Origin of the sequence: Fulvimonas yonginensis (assembly GCF_037137055.1) — a bacterium.
GTDB lineage: Bacteria > Pseudomonadota > Gammaproteobacteria > Xanthomonadales > Rhodanobacteraceae > Frateuria_A > Frateuria_A yonginensis.
Map to the genome: position 1 here is coordinate 21,951 of NZ_JBBBNY010000011.1, position 17,394 is coordinate 39,344.

Here is a 17,394-nt window from a genome sequence, read left to right on the forward strand (position 1 = left end):
GCCGGGTCGGTGCCATGGCGGCGCGCCCGGGCTGGCCGGACCCGCGCCCTGCGCCGGCTTCGGCGGTGGCATCCGCCCGGACCGCACAATGTGACGCACATCACACTATGCAGGGCTCGCTGTCGGCGCTCCGGCAAAGGCTTGTGAGCGCTGGATCGTCGGCAACCCGGCGACGCCCGCTTCACGGCGGCGCGGTCCATGCTCGCGACTTTGCGAGCCACCCATGCCCGACGCGCCTCTCGACTGCCTGATCATCGGGGCCGGCCCGGCCGGCCTCACCGCCGCCACTTACCTCGCCCGGTTCCGCCGGCACCTGCTGCTGGCCGATGCCGGCGCCAGCCGGGCGCGCTGGATCCCGGCGAGCCACAACTGCCCCGGCTTTCCCTTCGGCGTGGCCGGCAACGAGCTGCTGGCGCGCTTCCGCCTGCAGGCCGACGCCTACGGCGTGCCGCGGGCCGAAGCCCGCATCACGCGGCTGCAGCGCCATGCCGAGGGCTTCATCGCCAGCGACGGCGAGCGGCACTGGCAAGCCCGTACCGTGATCCTCGCCACCGGCGTCGTCGATCGCCTGCCGCGCCTGGAGGGCCTCGAGGAGGCGATCGCCCAGGGCGTGGTGCGGCTGTGCGCGGTGTGCGATGCCTACGAGGCACGCGACGACATGATCGGCGTGCTGGCGCCGGTCGAGGCGGCGATCGACCATGCCGCGTTCCTGCGCACCTTCTCGCGGCGCGTGTGCGCGCTGGCCACCGATCAGGACACGCCCGGCCGCCGATGGCAGGAGCGCGCGGCGGCGGCCGGCGTGGAACTCTGGCCGGCGCCCGTCGCACTGACCCTGGCCGAGGGCGCATGCGAGGCGCGTTTCCCCGACGGCCGGCACCTGCGCCTGGACACGCTCTATCCGGTGCTCGGTGCGGATGCCCAGTCCGGCCTGGCGGCCGCCCTGGGCGCCGAACTCGATGGCGAGGGCGCACTGGTGGTGGATGCGCACCTGCAGACCACGGTGCCCGGCCTGTACGCGATCGGCGACGTGGTCAGCGCGCTCAACCAGATCAGCGTAGCGGTAGGCCACGCGGCGATCGCGGCCACCGCGGTGCACCGGGGCTTGCCGCCGAACTACTGCTGAGCCGGCGGCAGCCGCTTGCGCAGGCGGTGCACGCGCCGGCCCCGCCTGCGCAGCGCCTCAGCTGCGGGACGGGGCCGGGAGCGAGGCCCCGGTCAGCCGGGCGCGGATCGCGCGCAGCTTGGCCTTGGCCTTGGCCTCGTCGGCCGGGCCCAGGCGCATCATCATCTTCTGGCCGGCCGAGCGCGATTCCAGCGCCGGGTCGGCATAGCGGAAGAAGACCTTGGGCTGCACCAGCGACGCGGGCGTCTGCAGGTCGGGCGCCGCCAGCATGTCGTCGATCGCCGCGACGAGGCGGTCGTTGAAGTAGCCATGCGGGTAACCGAGATCCCGGTAGGCCTGCTGGAACAGCGGGTAATGGCCGACATACCAGGCCACCAGCGTCTGCGGATCGGCACCTTCCAGCACGCGCATGTAGGGCGCGTAGCGTTCGGCGTTGCGCGGGCTGAGGACGAAGCCGCCTTCGGCCGGCTCGACCACGAAGCTGCCCTTGGGCGGCTTCACCGGCATGAGGTTGCTCGCCACGCTCTGCCGCGGCAGCGCATCGACGGTGGCCACGATGCGGCGGATGATCTGGTCGCGATACAGCAGGCCGCCGAGCCGGTCACCACCGGCCATCCCGAGCAGGGCCTCGGCGACACTGGGATCGCTCGCGTCCAGTGCCGGCAACGGCGCCGTGGTGGCCGGCGCGGGACCCGCCTGCGCAATCGGATGGCGGATCGCGCTCGACGCGGCCGCCGGCCCGGCACTGGCCGCCGCAGCCGGCGCCCGGGTGACCGCGGTCGGCTCGACCTGCGTCGCCTTGCGCCAGATGAACACGCCGATCGCGATGGCCACGATCACCACCACGCCGGTCACCAGCCACTGTCCGATCGAGGATCGCTTCTTCAAGGTGCTTCACCTGCTCTCGAGGGATGTCCGCCTCCCTGCATACTGCTGGTGGTGGCGATGTGCAAGTCGCGCCGCTATGCCGCCACGCCGAACAGCAGGCCCACGCCCGTGGTCAGGGCCATCGCCAGCGCCCCCCAGAACGCGATCCGCCAGGCGCCCACGCCCACGGGAGCGCCGCCCATCCGCGCGGCCGCCGCGCCGAGCAATGCCAGGCAGGCCAGCGACACGCCGAACACCCAGGCCAGCAGCGCGGTACGGACCAGCGCCGCCACCAGCAGCGGCAGCACCGCGCCGAGCGCGAAGCTCGCGGCAGAGGCCGCCGCGGCCTGCAGCGGGCGAGCCTTGAGCACCTCGGTGATGCCCAGTTCGTCGCGCGCGTGGGCGTCCAGCGCATCGTGCGCCATCAACTGCTCGGCCACCTGCCGCGCCAGCGCCGGCTCCAGTCCGCGGCCCACGTAGATCGCCGCCAGCTCGCGATGTTCGGCATCCGGACTGCTGGCCAGTTCCTCGCGCTCGCGGGCGAGCTCCGCCTGCTCGCTGTCCGCCTGCGAGTGCACCGAGACGTATTCGCCGGCCGCCATCGACATGGCGCCGGCGACCAGCGCCGCGATGCCGGCGACCAGGACGGCGTGCCGGTCCGCCTGCGCGGCCGCCACCCCCATCACCAGACTGGCGGTGGAGACGATACCGTCGTTGGCGCCCAGCACGGCGGCGCGCAGCCAGCCCATGTGGCCGGTCCGGTGCGTTTCCCGATGGCGGCGCATGCGCTCTCCCCCGTTGCGGTCCTGCGCGAGCATAGCCGGCCCGCCGCACGGCGGTCGAACCCTGCGCCAACGATACCGGGAGCGCCCGACCGTCGGAGCGGGAACACAGGCCGGAGATGCGCACCGCTCCGCGCTGCGAAGCGGCTGGCGGCTTTACGGCGCGGTCACCGCGATCGTCTCAGTATCCGGGCATCCCGCTTCCGGAGAAAACGCCATGCCCACGCCGACGCCTACCGGTCCCGGCCCGGACACCGGCACCACCGCCAACCCCGCGGTCAGCGGCAGCGGCACCGGCATGGGTGCCGGCAGCCCTGCTGGCCCCGGTGCGACCGGCGGGGTACAGGCGGGCACCGTCAACGACGCCGCCCAGGGCGCGATGGCCGGCAGCGCGGCCGATCCCAGCCTGGGCAGCGGCGCGGCCGTGCCCGAGCAGGGCAACCGCATGGGCGATGCCGCCACCGGAGGCGCTCCCGGCATGCAGGCGGCCCCTTCGGGCGGTGCGCCGCTGGAGCCGTTCGAGCTCCCCTACAAGGTGATCACGCCACCGAGCCGGGGACGCTGACCACACCCGGCCCGAGGACCGGGACGGTTGCGGGAGGCCTGCCGGGGCCCAAAGAAGAACGGGCGCCGAAGCGCCCGTTCCTTTCGTCAAGCGGGATGGGGCGGCTTACTTCTCGCCGACCACGATCACCTTGATCTGCGTCTGCACGTCGGCGTGCAGGGCGATCGTCACCTCGTACTCGCCGGTGTTGCGGATCGGGCCTTCACCCTGGATCACCTCACCCTTGCCGACCTTGTGGCCGGCCGCTTCCAGGGCCTCGGCGATCTCGCGCGGGCCGACCGAGCCGTACAGCTTGCCCTCGGGACTGGCATGCGCGGTGATGGTGACCTCGGTGCCTTCCAGCTTGGCCTTGCGGGCTTCGGCATCGGACAGCAGCGCGTTGGCCTTGGCTTCGTACTCGGCGCGGCGCTTCTCGAAGGCTTCGAGATTGGCGGCCGTGACCGGCACCGCCTTGCCCTGCGGCAGGAGGTAGTTGCGACCGTAGCCCGGCTTCACCTTGACCTTGTCGCCAAGATTGCCGAGGCCGCGGACTTTCTCGAGAAGAATCAGTTCCATGGGTCTTTCCTTTCGTTAGCGCCGGTGAGGCCGGCGCAGCCGTGGAGGTTGTCCGAACTGGGTCGTCGAGCCCCCTCTCCCCATCGGGGAGAGAAAAGGGGCATCGTCAGACGTCGTGGTTGTCGGTGTACGGCAGCAGCGCCAGGAAGCGGGCCCGCTTGATCGCGGTGGCCAGCTGGCGCTGGTAGCGCGCCTTGGTGCCGGTGATGCGGCTGGGCACGATCTTGCCGTTCTCGGTGATGTACTGGCGCAGCGTGTTGAGATCCTTGTAGTCGATCTCCTTCACGTTTTCGGCCGTGAAGCGGCAGAACTTGCGGCGGCGGAAGAACTTGGACATGGCTGGGTGCTCCTGGATCAGTCGTCGCTGTCGCGGTCGGTGTCACGGCTGCCGCGGCGGTCGTCGCCGTCGCCGTCGTCGTCGCGGCGACGCGAGGACTTGGCGTCGTCCTTCTCCTTCGACTTCAGGATGAAGGACGGCTCGGTGTCGGCCTCGTCACGCTTGATAACGAGATGGCGCAGCACGGCGTCGTTGAAGCGGAAGCCGGACTCCAGCTCGTTCAGCACGTTCTGGCCCACTTCGATGTTCAGCAGCACGTAGTGCGCCTTGGCCAGGTTCTCGATCGGGTAGGCGAGCTGGCGGCGGCCCCAGTCCTCCAGGCGGTGGACCTTGCCACCGTCGGCCTCGATCAGCGCCTTGTAGCGGTCGATCATGGCCGGGACCTGCTCGCTCTGGTCAGGGTGGACCAGGAACACGATTTCGTAATGACGCATGGTCATCTTGGTGTTGGCTCCTTGTGGATGCGGCCCCGAGGGGCCTCGCAGCCTCCCGCCGGATGCGGTGAGGCAAGTGCCCGCCCACGCCCATGGGGCGCGGACAGAAGCGGAAGTGTATCGCGACCCCGGCCACCGGGTAAAGGCACCGCACGGTCGGACTTTCCCGTGATCTCCGTCCCGGTGCGGCCGGGAAGGCGTCGCGGGCAAGCCGCTCCTGCCGACCGTCGGCGGGGCTCAGCCGACCGTGAAGCTCTCCCCGCACCCGCACTCGCCGGTGGCGTTGGGGTTGTGGAAGACGAAGCTGGCGTTCAGGCCCTGGCGGCGGAAATCGATCACCGTGCCGTCCACCATCGGCAGGCTCCTGGCGTCGACGATCAGCGGAATGCCGTCCACGTCCAGGGTGCGGTCGTCCGGCTGCACGGCGTCGGCCAGATCCACCACGTAGGCGAAGCCGGAGCAGCCGGTGCGCCTGACGCCGAAACGCACGCCGGCGGCGCCGGGCGTCCGGTCGAGGAACTGGCGGATGCGTTCGCGCGCGGGCGGAGTGATCGAAATGCTCATGGACGCAGGGTGAAGAAGGCCGCGGGCCTACATTATCATGTGGGTTTGCCCGACGCGCCGCTCCCGGCGCGATCGAACATGACAGTCCAGATGCGGCGCGCGCGCAGGAGTTTCAATCCCATGGCGGTAGTGAGTGTCAAGCAGGCCCTTTCCGGCGCCGTCGAGGCCGGCAGCACGGTGACCGTGCGCGGCTGGGTACGCACGCGGCGCGACTCCAAGGCGGGCCTGTCCTTCGTCAACGTCAGTGACGGCTCCTGCTTCGATCCGATCCAGGCGGTGGCCCCGGCCACGCTGCCGAACTACGAGAGCGAGGTCCGGCACCTGACCGCCGGCGCCGGCGTGATCGTCACCGGCACGCTGGTGCCCTCGCAGGGCAAGGGCCAGGCCTTCGAGGTCCAGGCGAGCGAGATCGTGGTGACCGGCTTCGTCGACGATCCGGAAACCTACCCGATCCAGCCCAAGCAGCACTCGATGGAGTTCCTGCGCGAGGTCGCCCACCTGCGCCCGCGCACCAACCTGTTCGGCGCGGTCACGCGCGTGCGCCACACGATGATGATGGCGATCCACCGCCACCTCACCGCCGAGGGCTTCTTCTGGGTCAACACGCCGATCATCACCACCTCGGACGCCGAGGGCGCCGGCGACATGTTCCGCCTGTCCACGCTGGACCTGGCCAACCTGCCGCGCACCGACGAGGGCAAGATCGATTTCCGCAAGGATTTCTTCGGCCGCGAGGCGTTCCTCACGGTGTCCGGGCAGCTCAACGTCGAGGCTTACTGCCTGGCGATGAGCAAGGTCTACACCTTCGGCCCGACCTTCCGCGCAGAGAACTCCAACACGCCCCGCCACCTGGCCGAGTTCTGGATGATCGAGCCGGAGATCGCCTTCGCCGACCTGGCCGCCGACGCCGACTGCGCCGAACGCTTCCTCAAGGCGATCTTCAAGGCGGTGCTGGAGGAGCGCGCCGACGACATGGCGTTCTTCGCCGAGCGCGTGCTGCCCGAGGCGGTCACCCGCCTGGAGCACTTCATCGCCCAGCCGTTCGAGCGCATCGACTACACCGACGCGATCGAGATCCTGAGGGAGTCCGGCCAGAAGTTCGAGTTCCCGGTCGCCTGGGGCGTGGACCTGCAGACCGAGCACGAGCGTTACCTGGCCGAGAAACACGTCGGCCGCCCCGTGGTCGTCATGAACTACCCCGAGGCGATCAAGGCCTTCTACATGCGCCTGAACGACGACGAGAAGACGGTCGCCGCCATGGACGTGCTCGCGCCGGGCATCGGTGAGATCATCGGCGGCAGCCAGCGCGAGGAACGCCTGGACTACCTCGACCGGCGCATGGCCAAGTTCGGCCTGGACGCGACCACCTACGCCTGGTACCGCGACCTGCGCCGCTACGGCACCGTCCCGCACGCCGGCTTCGGCCTGGGCTTCGAGCGCCTGCTGTGCTATGTGTGCGGTCTTTCCAACATCCGCGACGCCATTCCCTACCCGCGTGCCGCCGGATCCGCCGACTTCTGACCATCATGCTTCGCCGCCTGCTCCCCGCCTTCCTGCTGCTCACCCTCACCCTGCTGCTGGGCGCCTGCCACAGCGTCAAGGTGCTGGTGCCGCCGAACCTGCGCCCGCCGTCGGGCACCGGCAACACGCTGGAGCAGGCGCGACAGCAGCTGCAGCAGGCCACACCCTGCTGCGGCAGTTTCGCCGACTTTTCCTACCTGACGCCGCTGCCCTGGCGCCCGAAGAAATTCGTGCTGGGTCCAGGCAGCATGGTGGCCAACCTCAACGGGGTACGCAGCTACTTTCTCGCCTTCCGCCTGCCCACCGACGCGAAGCTGCCCTATAAGATCGCGCTGAAGTCGGAGCTCAACGGGCGCTGGCTGCATTCGAGCTACCTGTTCGCCCCCACGGTGGTGCTGCTGGACGAAGGCTTCCAGCCGATCGACTCGCAGGACGTGCAGCTGTGCGAGTACATGGGCTGGAGCAGCGCCACCACCGGTGCGTTCGGCAGCTACAAGGTGGCCAGTGACCGCGCGCGCTACCTGGTGGTGTACAGCTCGGCGCAGCAGCAGTCGGGCGATACCTACTGGGAGCAGTCGCCCGCCGCGTTCTCGGCCGAGGCGCCGGTGCAAATGACCTCCACCGGCAGCTTCCGCATCCCGCACGGCCCCGACGGCACGGTCTGGCTGGGCATGATGAACGACAGCTACGCCAAGGCGGTGGACAACGCGATCTGCGACAAGGCGCCGGAAGGCAAGGGCGTGCTCAACACGCTGCGCACCGCCCTGCCCACGCACTGGAGCGGGAGCAAATCGTGAACCTCGCCGTGATGGTCTACCTCGCGCTGCTGGCCTGTGGCGTCGCGTCCTTCGTGCTGTACTACGTCGCGCAGTTCCGCATCGCGGCGCTGCTACGCGAGCATCACCCGCAGCAGTGGAGGATCATCGCCGAGCCGGAGCAGGGCCAGGCGAGCGGCCTGCGTACGTGGATGCGCATGCAGCACGTGCTGCGCTCGACCCAGCCGCGCCTGCCGGAGCTGCTGCAGGACGCGGCGATCACCCGCTGGTTCCGGCTGTGGCGCGTGATGCCCTGGCTGGCCTGGGCCTGCTGGTTCGCGGCGATCTTCCTGCAGTGGCAGGCACGCTGAGCCGGAGGGCGCGCAACGCCGCCGGCGTCGCAGCGGCACAACGACAGTGAGGAGCTGACGATGCAACTGGATCTGGGTGGTCGCCATGCGCTGGTCTGCGGCGCCTCGCAAGGGATCGGCCGCGCCACCGCCATCGAGCTGGCGGAACTGGGCGCCACCGTCACCCTGCTCTCCCGCTCGGCCGACGCCCTGGAGGAACTGGCCGGTCGGCTGCCCTGCCCCCGCGGGCAGCAGCACCGCTGGCAGGCGGTCGACATGCTCGACACCACTCGCCTGCAGGGCATCGTCACCGACGTCGCCGCCGCCGAGGCGGTACACATCCTGGTGAACAACAGCGGCGGCCCGCCCGGCGGGCCGGCGCACACCGCCGACCCCGCCGCCTTCGAGGCCGCCTTCCGCCAGCACCTGATCGCCGGCCAGGCGATGGTGCAGGCCTTGCTTCCGGGCATGCGCGAGGCCGGCTACGGCCGCATCGTCAACGTGATCTCCACCTCGGTGAAGGAGCCGATCGCCAACCTCGGCGTGTCCAACACCGTGCGCGCGGCGGTGGCCGCCTGGGCCAAGACGCTGTCGGGCGAACTGGCCGCCGACGGCGTCACCGTCAACAACGTGCTCCCCGGCTACACCCGAACCGGCCGGCTCGACAGCCTGCTCGCCGCCCAGGCCCGTGCCAGCGGCCGCAGCGAGAACGACATCGCACGCGACCTGGTGGCGACCATTCCCGCGCGCCGCTTCGGCGAGCCTGCCGATGTCGCCGCCGTGATCGCGTTCCTGTGCACCCCGGCGGCCGCCTACGTCAACGGCGTGAGCATCGCCGTCGACGGCGGCCGCACACGCGCGCTGAGCTAGCGTCCCGCGTCTCTTGCAGGAGCGGGCTCGCGACCCCGTGGTCCGGATGCCGCACGCGAGACCGGATGCTGCACCAGCGCCATAGCCTCGCGAGCAAGCTCGCTGCAACACGGGGAGAGACAGGCGGCGGGGCGCATACGCCTGCGTCCGGTGCAATCGGAGGCCTCAGGTCGTAAGCTTGCGCGGATGCCTTCCTTGCGCCTCGCCAACCTCATCGACGGCCGCCTCGTGGCGTCGCGGGCGGACCGCTGGCTGGACGTGCACGAGCCCGCCACCGGCGAGGTTTTCGCGCACTGCCCCGATTCCGACGCGGACGACGTGGCCGACGCCGTGGCCTCCGCACGGCGCGCGGCCGCCGATTGGGCCGCGCTGCCGATCGACCGGCGCGCCCGCCTGCTGCACCGCCTCGCCGACCTGGTCGAGCAGGACCTCGAGGACTTCGCCGCGCTGGAGTCGCGCGACAGCGGCAAGCCGCTCGCGCTGGCGCGCAGCCTGGACATCCCGCGCGCGGTGAGCAACCTGCGCTACTTCGCAGCCGCGATCCAGGCCTGGGAAAGCGAATCGCACGCCACGCCGCTGGGCCGGCCCGACGCGGGCGCGATCAACTACACCCTGCGCCAGCCGCTCGGCGTGGTCGGCTGCATCAGTCCGTGGAACCTGCCGCTGTACCTGTTCACCTGGAAGATCGCGCCGGCCCTGGCCGCCGGCAACACGGTGGTGGCCAAGCCCTCGGAGGTGACGCCGTGCACGGCCGCGCGGCTGGCCGCGCTCAGCATCGAGGCGGGCTTTCCGCCCGGCGTGCTCAACATCGTGCAGGGCCGCGGCCCCAGCGTGGGCCAGGCCCTGGTCGAACACCCGGCGGTCAAGGCGATCTCCTTTACCGGCAGCACCGCAACCGGCGCAGCCATCGCCGCGGCGGCGGCGCCAGCCTTCAAGAAGCTTTCGCTGGAGATGGGCGGCAAGAACCCCGCCATCGTCTTCGCCGACGCGGATCTTTCGGACGCCAACCTCGACACCATCGTGCGCTCCGGCTTCGCCAACCAGGGGGAGATCTGCCTGTGCGGCTCGCGCCTGCTGGTGCAGCGATCGATCTACGCGCCGTTCAAGGAGCGCTACCTCGAGCGCGTGCGGCGACTGGTGGTGGGCGACCCGCAGGATCCAGCAACCCAGCTCGGCGCGTTGGTGTCCCGGCCGCATTTCGACAAGGTGATGCGCTGCATCGCGCAGGCACGCGACGAAGGCGCCGTCGTGCTGTGTGGCGGCGAAGCGCTGTCCCTGCCCGGCCGCTGCGCCGGCGGCTGGTTCGTCGCGCCCACGGTGATCGAGGGGCTGCCCAACGCGGCGGCCACCAACCAGGTGGAGATCTTCGGCCCGGTGGTCAGCCTGATCCCGTTCGAGGACGAGGCCGATGCCGTCGCGCTGGCCAACGACAGCGCCTACGGGCTGGCCGCCTCGCTGTGGACGGCCGACCTGTCGCGCGCCCACCGCGTCGCCGCGGCGCTCGATTTCGGCATCGTGTGGATCAACTGCTGGCTGCTGCGCGACCTGCGCACGCCCTTCGGCGGCGCCAAGCAGTCGGGCCTCGGCCGCGAGGGCGGCACCGAGGCGCTGGCCTTCTTCACCGAGCCCAAGAACGTCTGTATCCGTTATTGACTGGAAAGAACCATGCCGCACACCCTGAAGGACCTGCTCGAGAACAACCGCCGCTGGGCTGCCGGCGTCACTGCCGCCGATCCGCATTTCTTCGAACGGCTTTCGCAGCAACAGGCGCCGAAGTACCTGTGGATCGGCTGCTCGGACTCGCGCGTGCCGGCCACGCAGATCGTCGACCTGCCGCCGGGCGAGATCTTCGTGCACCGCAACGTCGCCAACGTGGTGGTGCACACCGACCTCAACGCGTTGAGCACCATCCAGTTCGCGGTCGACGTGCTGAAGGTCGAGCATATCCTGGTGGTCGGCCACTACGGTTGCGGCGGCGTGGCGGCGGTGCTGAACGAATCGCGGCTCGGCTTGATCGACAACTGGCTGCGCCACGTCAACGACGTGGCGGTCAAGCACGCCCCCGCGCTGCCGCCGGAGGTGGCCTTCGCGCTGCGCCACGATCGGCTGTGCGAACTCAACGCGCTCGAGCAGGCACTCAACGTGTGCGGCACGAGCATCGTGCAGGACGCCTGGGACCGCGGCCAGTCGCTGACCGTGCACGCCTGGATCTACGGCCTCACCGACGGCCACATGCACGATCTGGGGCTGGTGGTGACCGGCCGCGACACGCTGGCCGAGGCCTACCGGAAAGCGCTCGATGGCCTGGCCGAGCGCTGGCGGGCGCGCGCGTGAGCGGCGTGGTGCGCACCGATGCGGCGCCGGCGCCGGTGGGTGCGTATCCGCATGCCCGGCGCGTGGGCAACCTGCTGTTCCTCTCCGGGGTCGGGCCGCGACAGCCCGGCAGCAACGCGATCCCCGGCAACGTGCACGATGCCGACGGCAGGCTGGTCGCCTACGACATCGAAGCGCAGTGCCGGCAGGTCTTCGCCAACGTGCGCGCAGTGCTGGAAGCCAGCGGCGCGCGCTGGGTTGACCTGGTCGACGTGACCGTGTTCCTCACCGACATGGCGCGCGATTTCGCGGCGTACAACCGCCTCTACGCGGAATACTTCGCCGGCGTGGACGCCTGCCGCACGACCTTGGGGATCAGCGCGCTGCCCACGCCGATCGCGATCGAACTCAAGTGCATCGCCGCGCTGCCGGCCGACCACCCGTAACGGATCGCCACGGCGCGAAGCGAGGGCCCTGCCGTCACTGCGGACAGGGCCCGGGCGGTACCACGACTTACGTGCCGGAGGCCGGCTTGGTCGCACTCTTCTTCATCGTCTTGTGGACACGATGGTGATGGGTCACCGTCTTCTTGGTGGCGGAGGTCGCCTGCTCGGTCTTGGTCGCTGCCTTGGGAGCCGCGTCCTGGGCCAGCACCACACCGGAAAGAGCCACGCCCGCCACGAGCAGGGAAGCGATCAGGAGCTTACGCATGGTGAGAAACCTCGAGCTGGAAAGCCGCGGACCCGGCCGGAACCCGGCGTCACGGGCGGCGCGGCGACAGCACGATGCGTCCGCTGCGGCATACGCCGACTGAACGCGCCGTCGGCCGCGCGCACGCCGCCGCGCTGCCCCTCTTGACTTGCGAGGTGTCGCGATCGGCGCGAACGAACTTGCGTCAGTCCAGGCAGGCGCGCAGCAGCGGTTCGATCGCCTCACGCAGTGTCGTGGCCTTCGCCTCGTCCCAGGCGAAGCTTTCCTCGTCCATGTAGTTGCATTGCGCCAGTTCGAGCTGCACGGCATCGACGCCGTCGCCCGGCCGGCCGTAGTGCCGGGTGATGTAACCGCCCTTGAAGCGGCCGTTCACCACGGAATCGTAGCGGTCCTGCGCGTCCAGCAACGACTCGAGGCGATGCTGCAATCCGGGCGCGCAACTGGCGCCGTCCGCGGTACCGAGGTTCAGATCGGGCAGGCGCCCTTCGAACAGCATCGGCACGCGGCTGCGGATCGAATGTCCTTCCCACAGCACCACCCGGCCGTGTCGGGCGCGCAGCCGCGCAAGTTCCTGCTGCAAAGCCTCGTGGTAGGGCCGCCAATAGGCGTTCACGCGGCGTTGCACTTCGGCGGCGTCCGGTTCGCCGTCCGGACCGAGGTAGAGCGGCTCGCCGTCGAAGCCGATGGTAGGCACCAGGCCGGTCTCGCGTCGCCCCGGGTACAGCGCGTGGCCGTCGGCCGGCCGGTTGAGGTCCACCACGTAGCGCGAGGCCAGCGGGCGCAGCAGGCTGGCACCCAGCGCCTGCGCCAGCGGTGCGTAGAGCCGCGCGACGTGCCAGTCGGTGTCGGGCGAACGGCGCGCCGCCGGGCGCATGCGTGCTGCGATCCCGGGCGGAATGTGGCTGCCGTCGTGCGGCAGGCTGATCAGCAGCGGCGCCGTGCCGCGGTCGAGGCGGAAGATGTCCATGCGCGGAGTTTACCGTCCCGCCTTTCAGTGCATCAGCAGCAGCTCCTCGGACGAGGTCGGATGGATCGCCACCGCGTCCCTCAGCTGGCTGCGGGTGAGGCCCTGTCGCATCGCCACGGCATAGCCCTGCAGCATCTCGTCCACGCCCGGCCCGAGCGCGTGCAGGCCGAGCACGCGCTCGTCGTCACCGCTGCAGACCAGTTTCATCAGCGTGGGGGTGGCGCGTCCGGCGACCGCGTACTGCAGCGGTACGAAGCGTTTGCGGTAGATGCGCACCGCATCGCCGTGACGCGCCCGCGCCTCGCGTTCGGTCAGCCCGATCATCCCCAGCGGCGGCTCGGCGAACACCACGGTCGGGATCGCGCGGTAATCGAAGCCGGCCTGCGGCTGCCCGCCGAACAGGCGTTCGATCAGCGCATAGCCGGCGGCGACCGCCACCGGCGTCAGCGCGGGGCACGCGGTGACGTCGCCGATCGCGGTGATGCCCGGCACGCTGGTGTTCTGGTGTGCATCGACCCGGATGAAGCCCTTCTCGTCGCGTACCACGCCGACCGTGTCCAGCCCGAGCCCGTCGCTGTTGGGCACCCGACCCACCGCCCAGAGGATCGCGTCGTAGGGCCCGTGCGCGCCGCCGCCGCGATCGTCCAGCAGCAGCGCCCCGGGCTCGCCGCGGGCACCGCAGACGTTGCTCTGCGGCGTAATGCGGATCCCCTGGGCACGCATCTGTTCGGCCAGCACCTGCACCAGCTCGGCATCGAAGCTGTCCAGGAGCTGCTTGCGGATCAGCAGCTCCACCCCGCAGCCCAGGGCACGCAGCAGGCACGCGAACTCCACCGCCACGTAGCCGCCACCGACGATGCCCACCGAGCGGGGCGCGGCGTCGAGCGCGAAGATGTCGTCCGAGACCATGCCGAGCTCGAAGCCCGCCAGCGGCAACCGCCGCGGACGCGCGCCGGTGGCGATCACGATCTGCGGCGCCCGGTAGCGCTCGCCCGCCGCCTCGACGCCGTCGCGCGCCACCAGACGCGCGGCCGCGGCGATCCGGCACACCCCGGCGCCCTCCAGCCGTTCGGCGTAGCGCCGGCGGATGCCGTCGATGTAGCCGTCGCGCAGTGCCCGGAACCGGCGCCAGTCCAACGACCCGGCACGAATTTCGAAGCCATAGTCCGGCGCCAGCGCCTGCGCGTGGGCCAGTTGCGCGGCGAACCAGAACGCCTTTTTCGGCACGCAGCCGAGGTTCACGCAGGTGCCGCCCGGCGGACCCGGTTCGAACAGCGCCACCCTGGCACCGTATCGCGCCGCCCGCTGGGCCACGGTCAGGCCGCCGGATCCCGCGCCCAGCACGATTAGGTCGAAATCTCGATTCATGCGTTCCTCCGGGCCACAAGCATGCCCGCACTGCTGGGGAGCCGCGTGAACGGCGGCGCCTGCCTCGGAGGATGACCCGGGCCTCGCCCACGATGGCAAGGGCACGCCGCGGCGGACGCACGCACCATTCGGGAGCGTGCGGCAGCTGCCTTGCAGCCCTTCCGGGCGCCGACTAGGCTGGCACGATCGATCAGGGGAACGTCCAGACATGCGCGTACGTCATGCCTTCCGCGTCTGCCTCGCGACCGTGCTGGCCACTGCAAGCCTCGCGGCGGCGGCCTCGCAGGTGACGCTGGATCAAGTGTTCCGCGGTGTGTTCGAGCGCCAGGACGATCTGGCGCGCTACGGCTACCTGGTATCGGTCCTGCCCGAGCTGTCCGAGGCCGATGCCATAGCGGCCCGCCAGCTGCTCGCCTCCACTGAGAACGAACTGGGCCTGTACAGCGAGGCGGTGCGCGACTTCCCGCTGCAGAACAAGCCACTGGCCGAGGTCGTGCTGCCGCGCCCCGAGGCCTGGGAGGCGGTAGACGCGGTCGACGCCATCGTGCAGGCAGCGGGCACCCGCCGGCTGGTGATGGTGAACGAGGCCCACCACGACGGGCATACCCGCCTGCTCACGCTGGCGCTGCTGCCGGCGCTGCGCGCGATCGGCTACCGGTACCTCGCCATCGAGGCACTGGATGCCCGTGACGCGGCGCTGGCCAGGCGGGGATATCCCGTGGCCGCCAGCGGCAGCGAGTATGTCCACGATCCGCTCTACGGGGAGATCGTCCGGCAGGCGCTGCGGCTGGGTTACACGGTCGTCCCCTACGAGGCCATGGGCATGCAGGACCAGCGCCGCGAGGACGGCCAGGCACGGAACCTGTACGACGGCATCTTCGCGCACGACCCGCAGGCCAAGGTCCTGGTGCATGCGGGCTATGCGCACATCGACCGGGCCCGCGGGCGGCTGGGTGGCCGCATCCGCCCGATGGCCATGGAACTGCAGCGGCTGACCGGCATCGAGCCGCTGTCGATCGACCAGACGGACATCCGCGAGGACCGCCCGGTCAACGAGATCGACGCCGTGCACCGGGCGCAGGCGGACTACGCCACGTCCCGCTCCTTGCTGACGGCCCGGCCGGCGACCGGGGAGGCGCCCGGCCCGACCGCCGACAAGGGCCGTCCGTACCGCTCCGCCGACCTCTACTACGAGCTCGCCGGTCTGTACCGTCCCGGCAGACCGATACTGCTGGTCAACCGCAAGACGCGGGCGTGGTGGTCGGCGCGCCCGGGCGTCTACGACGCCAACGTGATCCTGCCCCCGGGCAACGAGGCACGGTCGAACTACCAGCAGGGGCCGATCAACCTCGAGTTCGGCGGCACCTACCACCCGGTCCTGCCACCGGCCGCCCAGGGGCATCGTCCGTCGTGGTTGAGCCTGGACGGCAAGCGGGTGGCCGTACCGGTGCAGAGCAAGCCGTGCGCGCGCACCTTCCCCTGCCTGGTGGAGGCCCACTACGCGCGCGAATCCGACGACGCGGTCGCTGCGGATCGCTACCTGTTCCTGCAGAAAGGCAAGGGCAACCTGCTCTACCTGTACCCGGGGGACTACCGCCTGCGTTACGTGGGCATCGACGGCAAGGTGCTGGCGAGCGAGCCACTGACCGTGCCGGCCGCCGGCTAGCGCCGACCAGGCGCGCCCCACCGCCGTTCCACGGCACGCCTGCTCCGCGGAACTTCCGCACTTGCGGCGGGTGTCGTGCCTGTCTAGCCTGCACGGGCCGCCACCTGGGGGATCGCCGTATGCCGCCGCGTCCGCTGTCCGTCGTCGTCGGGATCATGGTCTGGCTGGGTGCACCCGCGCTGTCCGCGCGAAACATCACCACGCCCGAGTTGCTGGCTGCCATGCAGCAACCGCATGAGCTGGCGCGCTACCGGTACCTGGTGAAGGGCATGCCGCAGCTTTCCGGCCCGGACGCCGGACTGGCGCAGCAGTTCCTCGCCTTCTGCGAGAACGAGATGGGCCTGTACAGCGAGGCGGTGCGCGACTTCCCGCTTCGCAGCCGCCTGCCTGCGGACCTGCAGCTCCCGCGCCCGCCACGGTGGCAGGCGGCGGACGCGCTGGACACCATCGAGGAGCTGGCGGCCGACCGCCGCATCGTGATGGTCAACGAGGCCCACCACGACGCGCACACGCGAGCGCTCACCCTGGCATTGCTGCCGCGATTGCGGGCGCTGGGTTTCACCCACCTGGCCATCGAGGCGCTGGACGGACGCGACACGGAGCTGCAGCGGCGTGGCTACCCCACGCTCGCCAGTGGCAGCGAATACCTGCACGAGCCGGTCTACGGCGAGATCGTGCGGGCCGCGATCAGGCTGGGTTTCGTCATCGTCGCCTACGATGAGCCGGGCAGCAGTCCACAGGAACGCGAAGACCTGCAGGCACGGAATCTGTACCGACGCGTGCTCGCCGGGAACCCGAAGGCAAGGCTGCTGGTCCACGCCGGCTACGCGCACATCGACAAGGCGCCCGGCCGGCTGGGCCGCGTCCATCCGATGGCCGAACGGCTGCAGAAACTCGCCGGGTCGGAGGTGCTGTCCATCGACCAGACGGACATACGCGAAGACCTCCCCAGCACCGAACACGAAGCGTACCTGCGCGTGCTCGGCGCGCTGCGTGCCTACCACCCGATCGTGACCGGACCGGTACGGCCGGTCGACACCAGGCAGCCCGTCGACTCGGCCTACCACCAGCTCATCGGCCTGTACGCGCCGCAGGCGCCCATCGTGCTCCGCCATGCGGATACCGGCGCTCCCTGGAGTGCCCGGCCGGGCGTGTACGACCTCAGCGTGATCCTGCCGGTAGCCAACCGCAACGCCAGCGATTACACGGAAAAGGACCTGGTCTCGCTGAGGTTCGACGGCCGCGACTATGCCGTGCTGCCGCCCGCCGCCGGCGGGCACCGCCCGGGCTGGCTCGCCCTGGCCGGTACGCGCGTGCCGTACCCGGTCGACGCGGACCTGTGCATGACCGTCTTCCCGTGCCTGGTCGAAGCCCACTACAGCGGCGAGACGGAGGACGCGGTCGCGGCCGATCGCTACCTGTTCCTCAAGCGCGGCGCCCGCAACCAGCTCTGGCTGCGTCCTGGCGCCTATCGTCTGCGCAGCCTCGACGCCAACGGCAAGGTACTCGCGCAGGCCACCATCAACGTCGCTCCGGCAGCGCAGCGCTAGGGTCCAGGCCCGACCGGGACCTTCCTGGCCACCTCAAGAACTTGACCCAAGCGCTTGATTCGATAAGCTCGGCGAAACACAGCCGAGGTCGCCATG

Annotated in this window: 20 protein-coding genes; 11 read left to right on the forward strand and 9 right to left on the reverse strand. The window is 70.5% G+C overall.

Features of this window, described 5'->3' with window-relative positions:
• Window positions 1-223: 223 nt before the first annotated feature.
• On the forward strand, window positions 224-1,123 hold the full coding sequence (locus tag WAT24_RS13290; RefSeq protein ID WP_336808377.1) for an NAD(P)/FAD-dependent oxidoreductase: 900 nt from the start codon (window positions 224-226) through the stop codon (window positions 1,121-1,123).
• Between the two features lie 57 nt (window positions 1,124-1,180).
• Here WAT24_RS13290 and WAT24_RS13295 read toward each other — a convergent pair whose 3' ends face one another.
• Window positions 1,181-2,011: a DUF3014 domain-containing protein gene (locus tag WAT24_RS13295; RefSeq protein ID WP_336808378.1), complete on the reverse strand. Its 831-nt coding sequence runs from the start codon at window positions 2,009-2,011 to the stop codon at window positions 1,181-1,183.
• 74 nt (window positions 2,012-2,085) lie between these two features.
• Window positions 2,086-2,775, reverse strand: coding sequence for a VIT1/CCC1 transporter family protein (locus WAT24_RS13300; protein WP_336808379.1), 690 nt, complete (start codon window positions 2,773-2,775; stop codon window positions 2,086-2,088).
• A gap of 214 nt (window positions 2,776-2,989) precedes the next feature.
• Between WAT24_RS13300 and WAT24_RS13305 the strand changes: the two genes are divergently transcribed.
• A complete protein-coding gene (locus WAT24_RS13305; protein ID WP_336808380.1) occupies window positions 2,990-3,337 on the forward strand; it encodes a hypothetical protein in 348 nt (115 codons plus the stop codon).
• Window positions 3,338-3,442: 105 nt separating this feature from the next.
• Here the strand turns inward: WAT24_RS13305 and rplI are convergent, their stop codons facing one another.
• From rplI to WAT24_RS13325, 4 genes are all read right to left on the reverse strand, one after another.
• Window positions 3,443-3,892 (reverse strand): 50S ribosomal protein L9, encoded by a 450-nt coding sequence (gene rplI, locus WAT24_RS13310; protein WP_336808381.1) that lies wholly within the window; start codon window positions 3,890-3,892, stop codon window positions 3,443-3,445.
• 106 nt (window positions 3,893-3,998) lie between these two features.
• Entirely contained in the window at window positions 3,999-4,229 is a 231-nt protein-coding gene (rpsR, locus tag WAT24_RS13315) for a 30S ribosomal protein S18 (protein WP_074552179.1), read from the reverse strand.
• A 17-nt stretch (window positions 4,230-4,246) separates the two neighbouring features.
• Complete coding sequence (rpsF, locus tag WAT24_RS13320; protein ID WP_336808382.1) at window positions 4,247-4,669, reverse strand: 30S ribosomal protein S6; 423 nt, start codon at window positions 4,667-4,669, stop codon at window positions 4,247-4,249.
• Between the two features lie 231 nt (window positions 4,670-4,900).
• On the reverse strand, window positions 4,901-5,227 hold the full coding sequence (locus WAT24_RS13325) for a HesB/IscA family protein (protein ID WP_336808383.1): 327 nt from the start codon (window positions 5,225-5,227) through the stop codon (window positions 4,901-4,903).
• Window positions 5,228-5,347: 120 nt separating this feature from the next.
• On the opposite strand from WAT24_RS13325, the gene asnS reads away from it, so the two are divergent.
• The 7 genes from asnS to WAT24_RS13360 all read left to right on the forward strand — a co-directional run bounded on the left by asnS (window position 5,348) and on the right by WAT24_RS13360 (window position 11,482).
• Window positions 5,348-6,748, forward strand: a complete 1,401-nt coding sequence (gene asnS, locus WAT24_RS13330; RefSeq protein ID WP_336808384.1) for an asparagine--tRNA ligase — start codon at window positions 5,348-5,350, stop codon at window positions 6,746-6,748.
• A 5-nt stretch (window positions 6,749-6,753) separates the two neighbouring features.
• Window positions 6,754-7,545: a MalM family protein gene (locus tag WAT24_RS13335; protein ID WP_336808385.1), complete on the forward strand. Its 792-nt coding sequence runs from the start codon at window positions 6,754-6,756 to the stop codon at window positions 7,543-7,545.
• Entirely contained in the window at window positions 7,542-7,874 is a 333-nt protein-coding gene (locus WAT24_RS13340) for a hypothetical protein (protein ID WP_336808386.1), read from the forward strand. The genes WAT24_RS13335 and WAT24_RS13340 overlap by 4 nt, the downstream gene beginning before the upstream one ends.
• Window positions 7,875-7,934: 60 nt before the next feature.
• Complete coding sequence (locus WAT24_RS13345; RefSeq protein ID WP_336808387.1) at window positions 7,935-8,723, forward strand: SDR family oxidoreductase; 789 nt, start codon at window positions 7,935-7,937, stop codon at window positions 8,721-8,723.
• A gap of 186 nt (window positions 8,724-8,909) precedes the next feature.
• Complete coding sequence (locus WAT24_RS13350) at window positions 8,910-10,376, forward strand: aldehyde dehydrogenase (protein WP_336808388.1); 1,467 nt, start codon at window positions 8,910-8,912, stop codon at window positions 10,374-10,376.
• Between the two features lie 12 nt (window positions 10,377-10,388).
• Window positions 10,389-11,057 carry a carbonate dehydratase gene (gene can, locus WAT24_RS13355; protein WP_336808389.1) on the forward strand — a complete coding sequence of 223 codons (669 nt, stop codon included), beginning with the start codon at window positions 10,389-10,391 and terminating at the stop codon, window positions 11,055-11,057.
• Complete coding sequence (locus WAT24_RS13360; protein ID WP_336808390.1) at window positions 11,054-11,482, forward strand: RidA family protein; 429 nt, start codon at window positions 11,054-11,056, stop codon at window positions 11,480-11,482. The genes can and WAT24_RS13360 overlap by 4 nt, the downstream gene beginning before the upstream one ends.
• Before the next feature lie 67 nt (window positions 11,483-11,549).
• Here the strand turns inward: WAT24_RS13360 and WAT24_RS13365 are convergent, their stop codons facing one another.
• The 3 genes from WAT24_RS13365 to gorA all read right to left on the reverse strand — a co-directional run bounded on the left by WAT24_RS13365 (window position 11,550) and on the right by gorA (window position 14,082).
• A complete protein-coding gene (locus WAT24_RS13365; protein ID WP_336808391.1) occupies window positions 11,550-11,747 on the reverse strand; it encodes a hypothetical protein in 198 nt (65 codons plus the stop codon).
• A gap of 184 nt (window positions 11,748-11,931) precedes the next feature.
• Window positions 11,932-12,714, reverse strand: coding sequence for an N-formylglutamate deformylase (gene hutG, locus WAT24_RS13370; protein ID WP_336808392.1), 783 nt, complete (start codon window positions 12,712-12,714; stop codon window positions 11,932-11,934).
• Window positions 12,715-12,738: 24 nt separating this feature from the next.
• Entirely contained in the window at window positions 12,739-14,082 is a 1,344-nt protein-coding gene (gene gorA / locus WAT24_RS13375; RefSeq protein ID WP_336808393.1) for a glutathione-disulfide reductase, read from the reverse strand.
• A 208-nt stretch (window positions 14,083-14,290) separates the two neighbouring features.
• Here gorA and WAT24_RS13380 point away from each other — a divergent pair, with 208 nt between their 5' ends.
• Window positions 14,291-15,748 (forward strand): hypothetical protein, encoded by a 1,458-nt coding sequence (locus tag WAT24_RS13380; protein WP_336808394.1) that lies wholly within the window; start codon window positions 14,291-14,293, stop codon window positions 15,746-15,748.
• A 119-nt stretch (window positions 15,749-15,867) separates the two neighbouring features.
• A complete protein-coding gene (locus tag WAT24_RS13385; protein WP_336808395.1) occupies window positions 15,868-17,298 on the forward strand; it encodes a hypothetical protein in 1,431 nt (476 codons plus the stop codon).
• Window positions 17,299-17,394 lie beyond the last annotated feature (96 nt).

Excerpts from the sequence above, each read along its gene's own strand:
- asnS (WP_336808384.1), top strand. The coding sequence starts at position 5,348 with ATGGCGGTAGTGAGTGTCAAGCAGGCCCTTTCCGGCGCCGTCGAGGCC.
- WAT24_RS13350 (WP_336808388.1), top strand. The coding sequence starts at position 8,910 with ATGCCTTCCTTGCGCCTCGCCAACCTCATCGACGGCCGCCTCGTGGCG.
- WAT24_RS13385 (WP_336808395.1), top strand. The coding sequence starts at position 15,868 with ATGCCGCCGCGTCCGCTGTCCGTCGTCGTCGGGATCATGGTCTGGCTG.
- rpsR (WP_074552179.1), bottom strand. The coding sequence starts at position 4,229 with ATGTCCAAGTTCTTCCGCCGCCGCAAGTTCTGCCGCTTCACGGCCGAA.
- rplI (WP_336808381.1), bottom strand. The coding sequence starts at position 3,892 with ATGGAACTGATTCTTCTCGAGAAAGTCCGCGGCCTCGGCAATCTTGGC.
- gorA (WP_336808393.1), bottom strand. The coding sequence starts at position 14,082 with ATGAATCGAGATTTCGACCTAATCGTGCTGGGCGCGGGATCCGGCGGC.
- can (WP_336808389.1), top strand. The coding sequence starts at position 10,389 with ATGCCGCACACCCTGAAGGACCTGCTCGAGAACAACCGCCGCTGGGCT.
- hutG (WP_336808392.1), bottom strand. The coding sequence starts at position 12,714 with ATGGACATCTTCCGCCTCGACCGCGGCACGGCGCCGCTGCTGATCAGC.
- WAT24_RS13335 (WP_336808385.1), top strand. The coding sequence starts at position 6,754 with ATGCTTCGCCGCCTGCTCCCCGCCTTCCTGCTGCTCACCCTCACCCTG.
- WAT24_RS13365 (WP_336808391.1), bottom strand. The coding sequence starts at position 11,747 with ATGCGTAAGCTCCTGATCGCTTCCCTGCTCGTGGCGGGCGTGGCTCTT.
- WAT24_RS13305 (WP_336808380.1), top strand. The coding sequence starts at position 2,990 with ATGCCCACGCCGACGCCTACCGGTCCCGGCCCGGACACCGGCACCACC.
- WAT24_RS13300 (WP_336808379.1), bottom strand. The coding sequence starts at position 2,775 with ATGCGCCGCCATCGGGAAACGCACCGGACCGGCCACATGGGCTGGCTG.
- WAT24_RS13290 (WP_336808377.1), top strand. The coding sequence starts at position 224 with ATGCCCGACGCGCCTCTCGACTGCCTGATCATCGGGGCCGGCCCGGCC.
- WAT24_RS13345 (WP_336808387.1), top strand. The coding sequence starts at position 7,935 with ATGCAACTGGATCTGGGTGGTCGCCATGCGCTGGTCTGCGGCGCCTCG.
- WAT24_RS13380 (WP_336808394.1), top strand. The coding sequence starts at position 14,291 with ATGCGCGTACGTCATGCCTTCCGCGTCTGCCTCGCGACCGTGCTGGCC.
- rpsF (WP_336808382.1), bottom strand. The coding sequence starts at position 4,669 with ATGACCATGCGTCATTACGAAATCGTGTTCCTGGTCCACCCTGACCAG.
- WAT24_RS13325 (WP_336808383.1), bottom strand. The coding sequence starts at position 5,227 with ATGAGCATTTCGATCACTCCGCCCGCGCGCGAACGCATCCGCCAGTTC.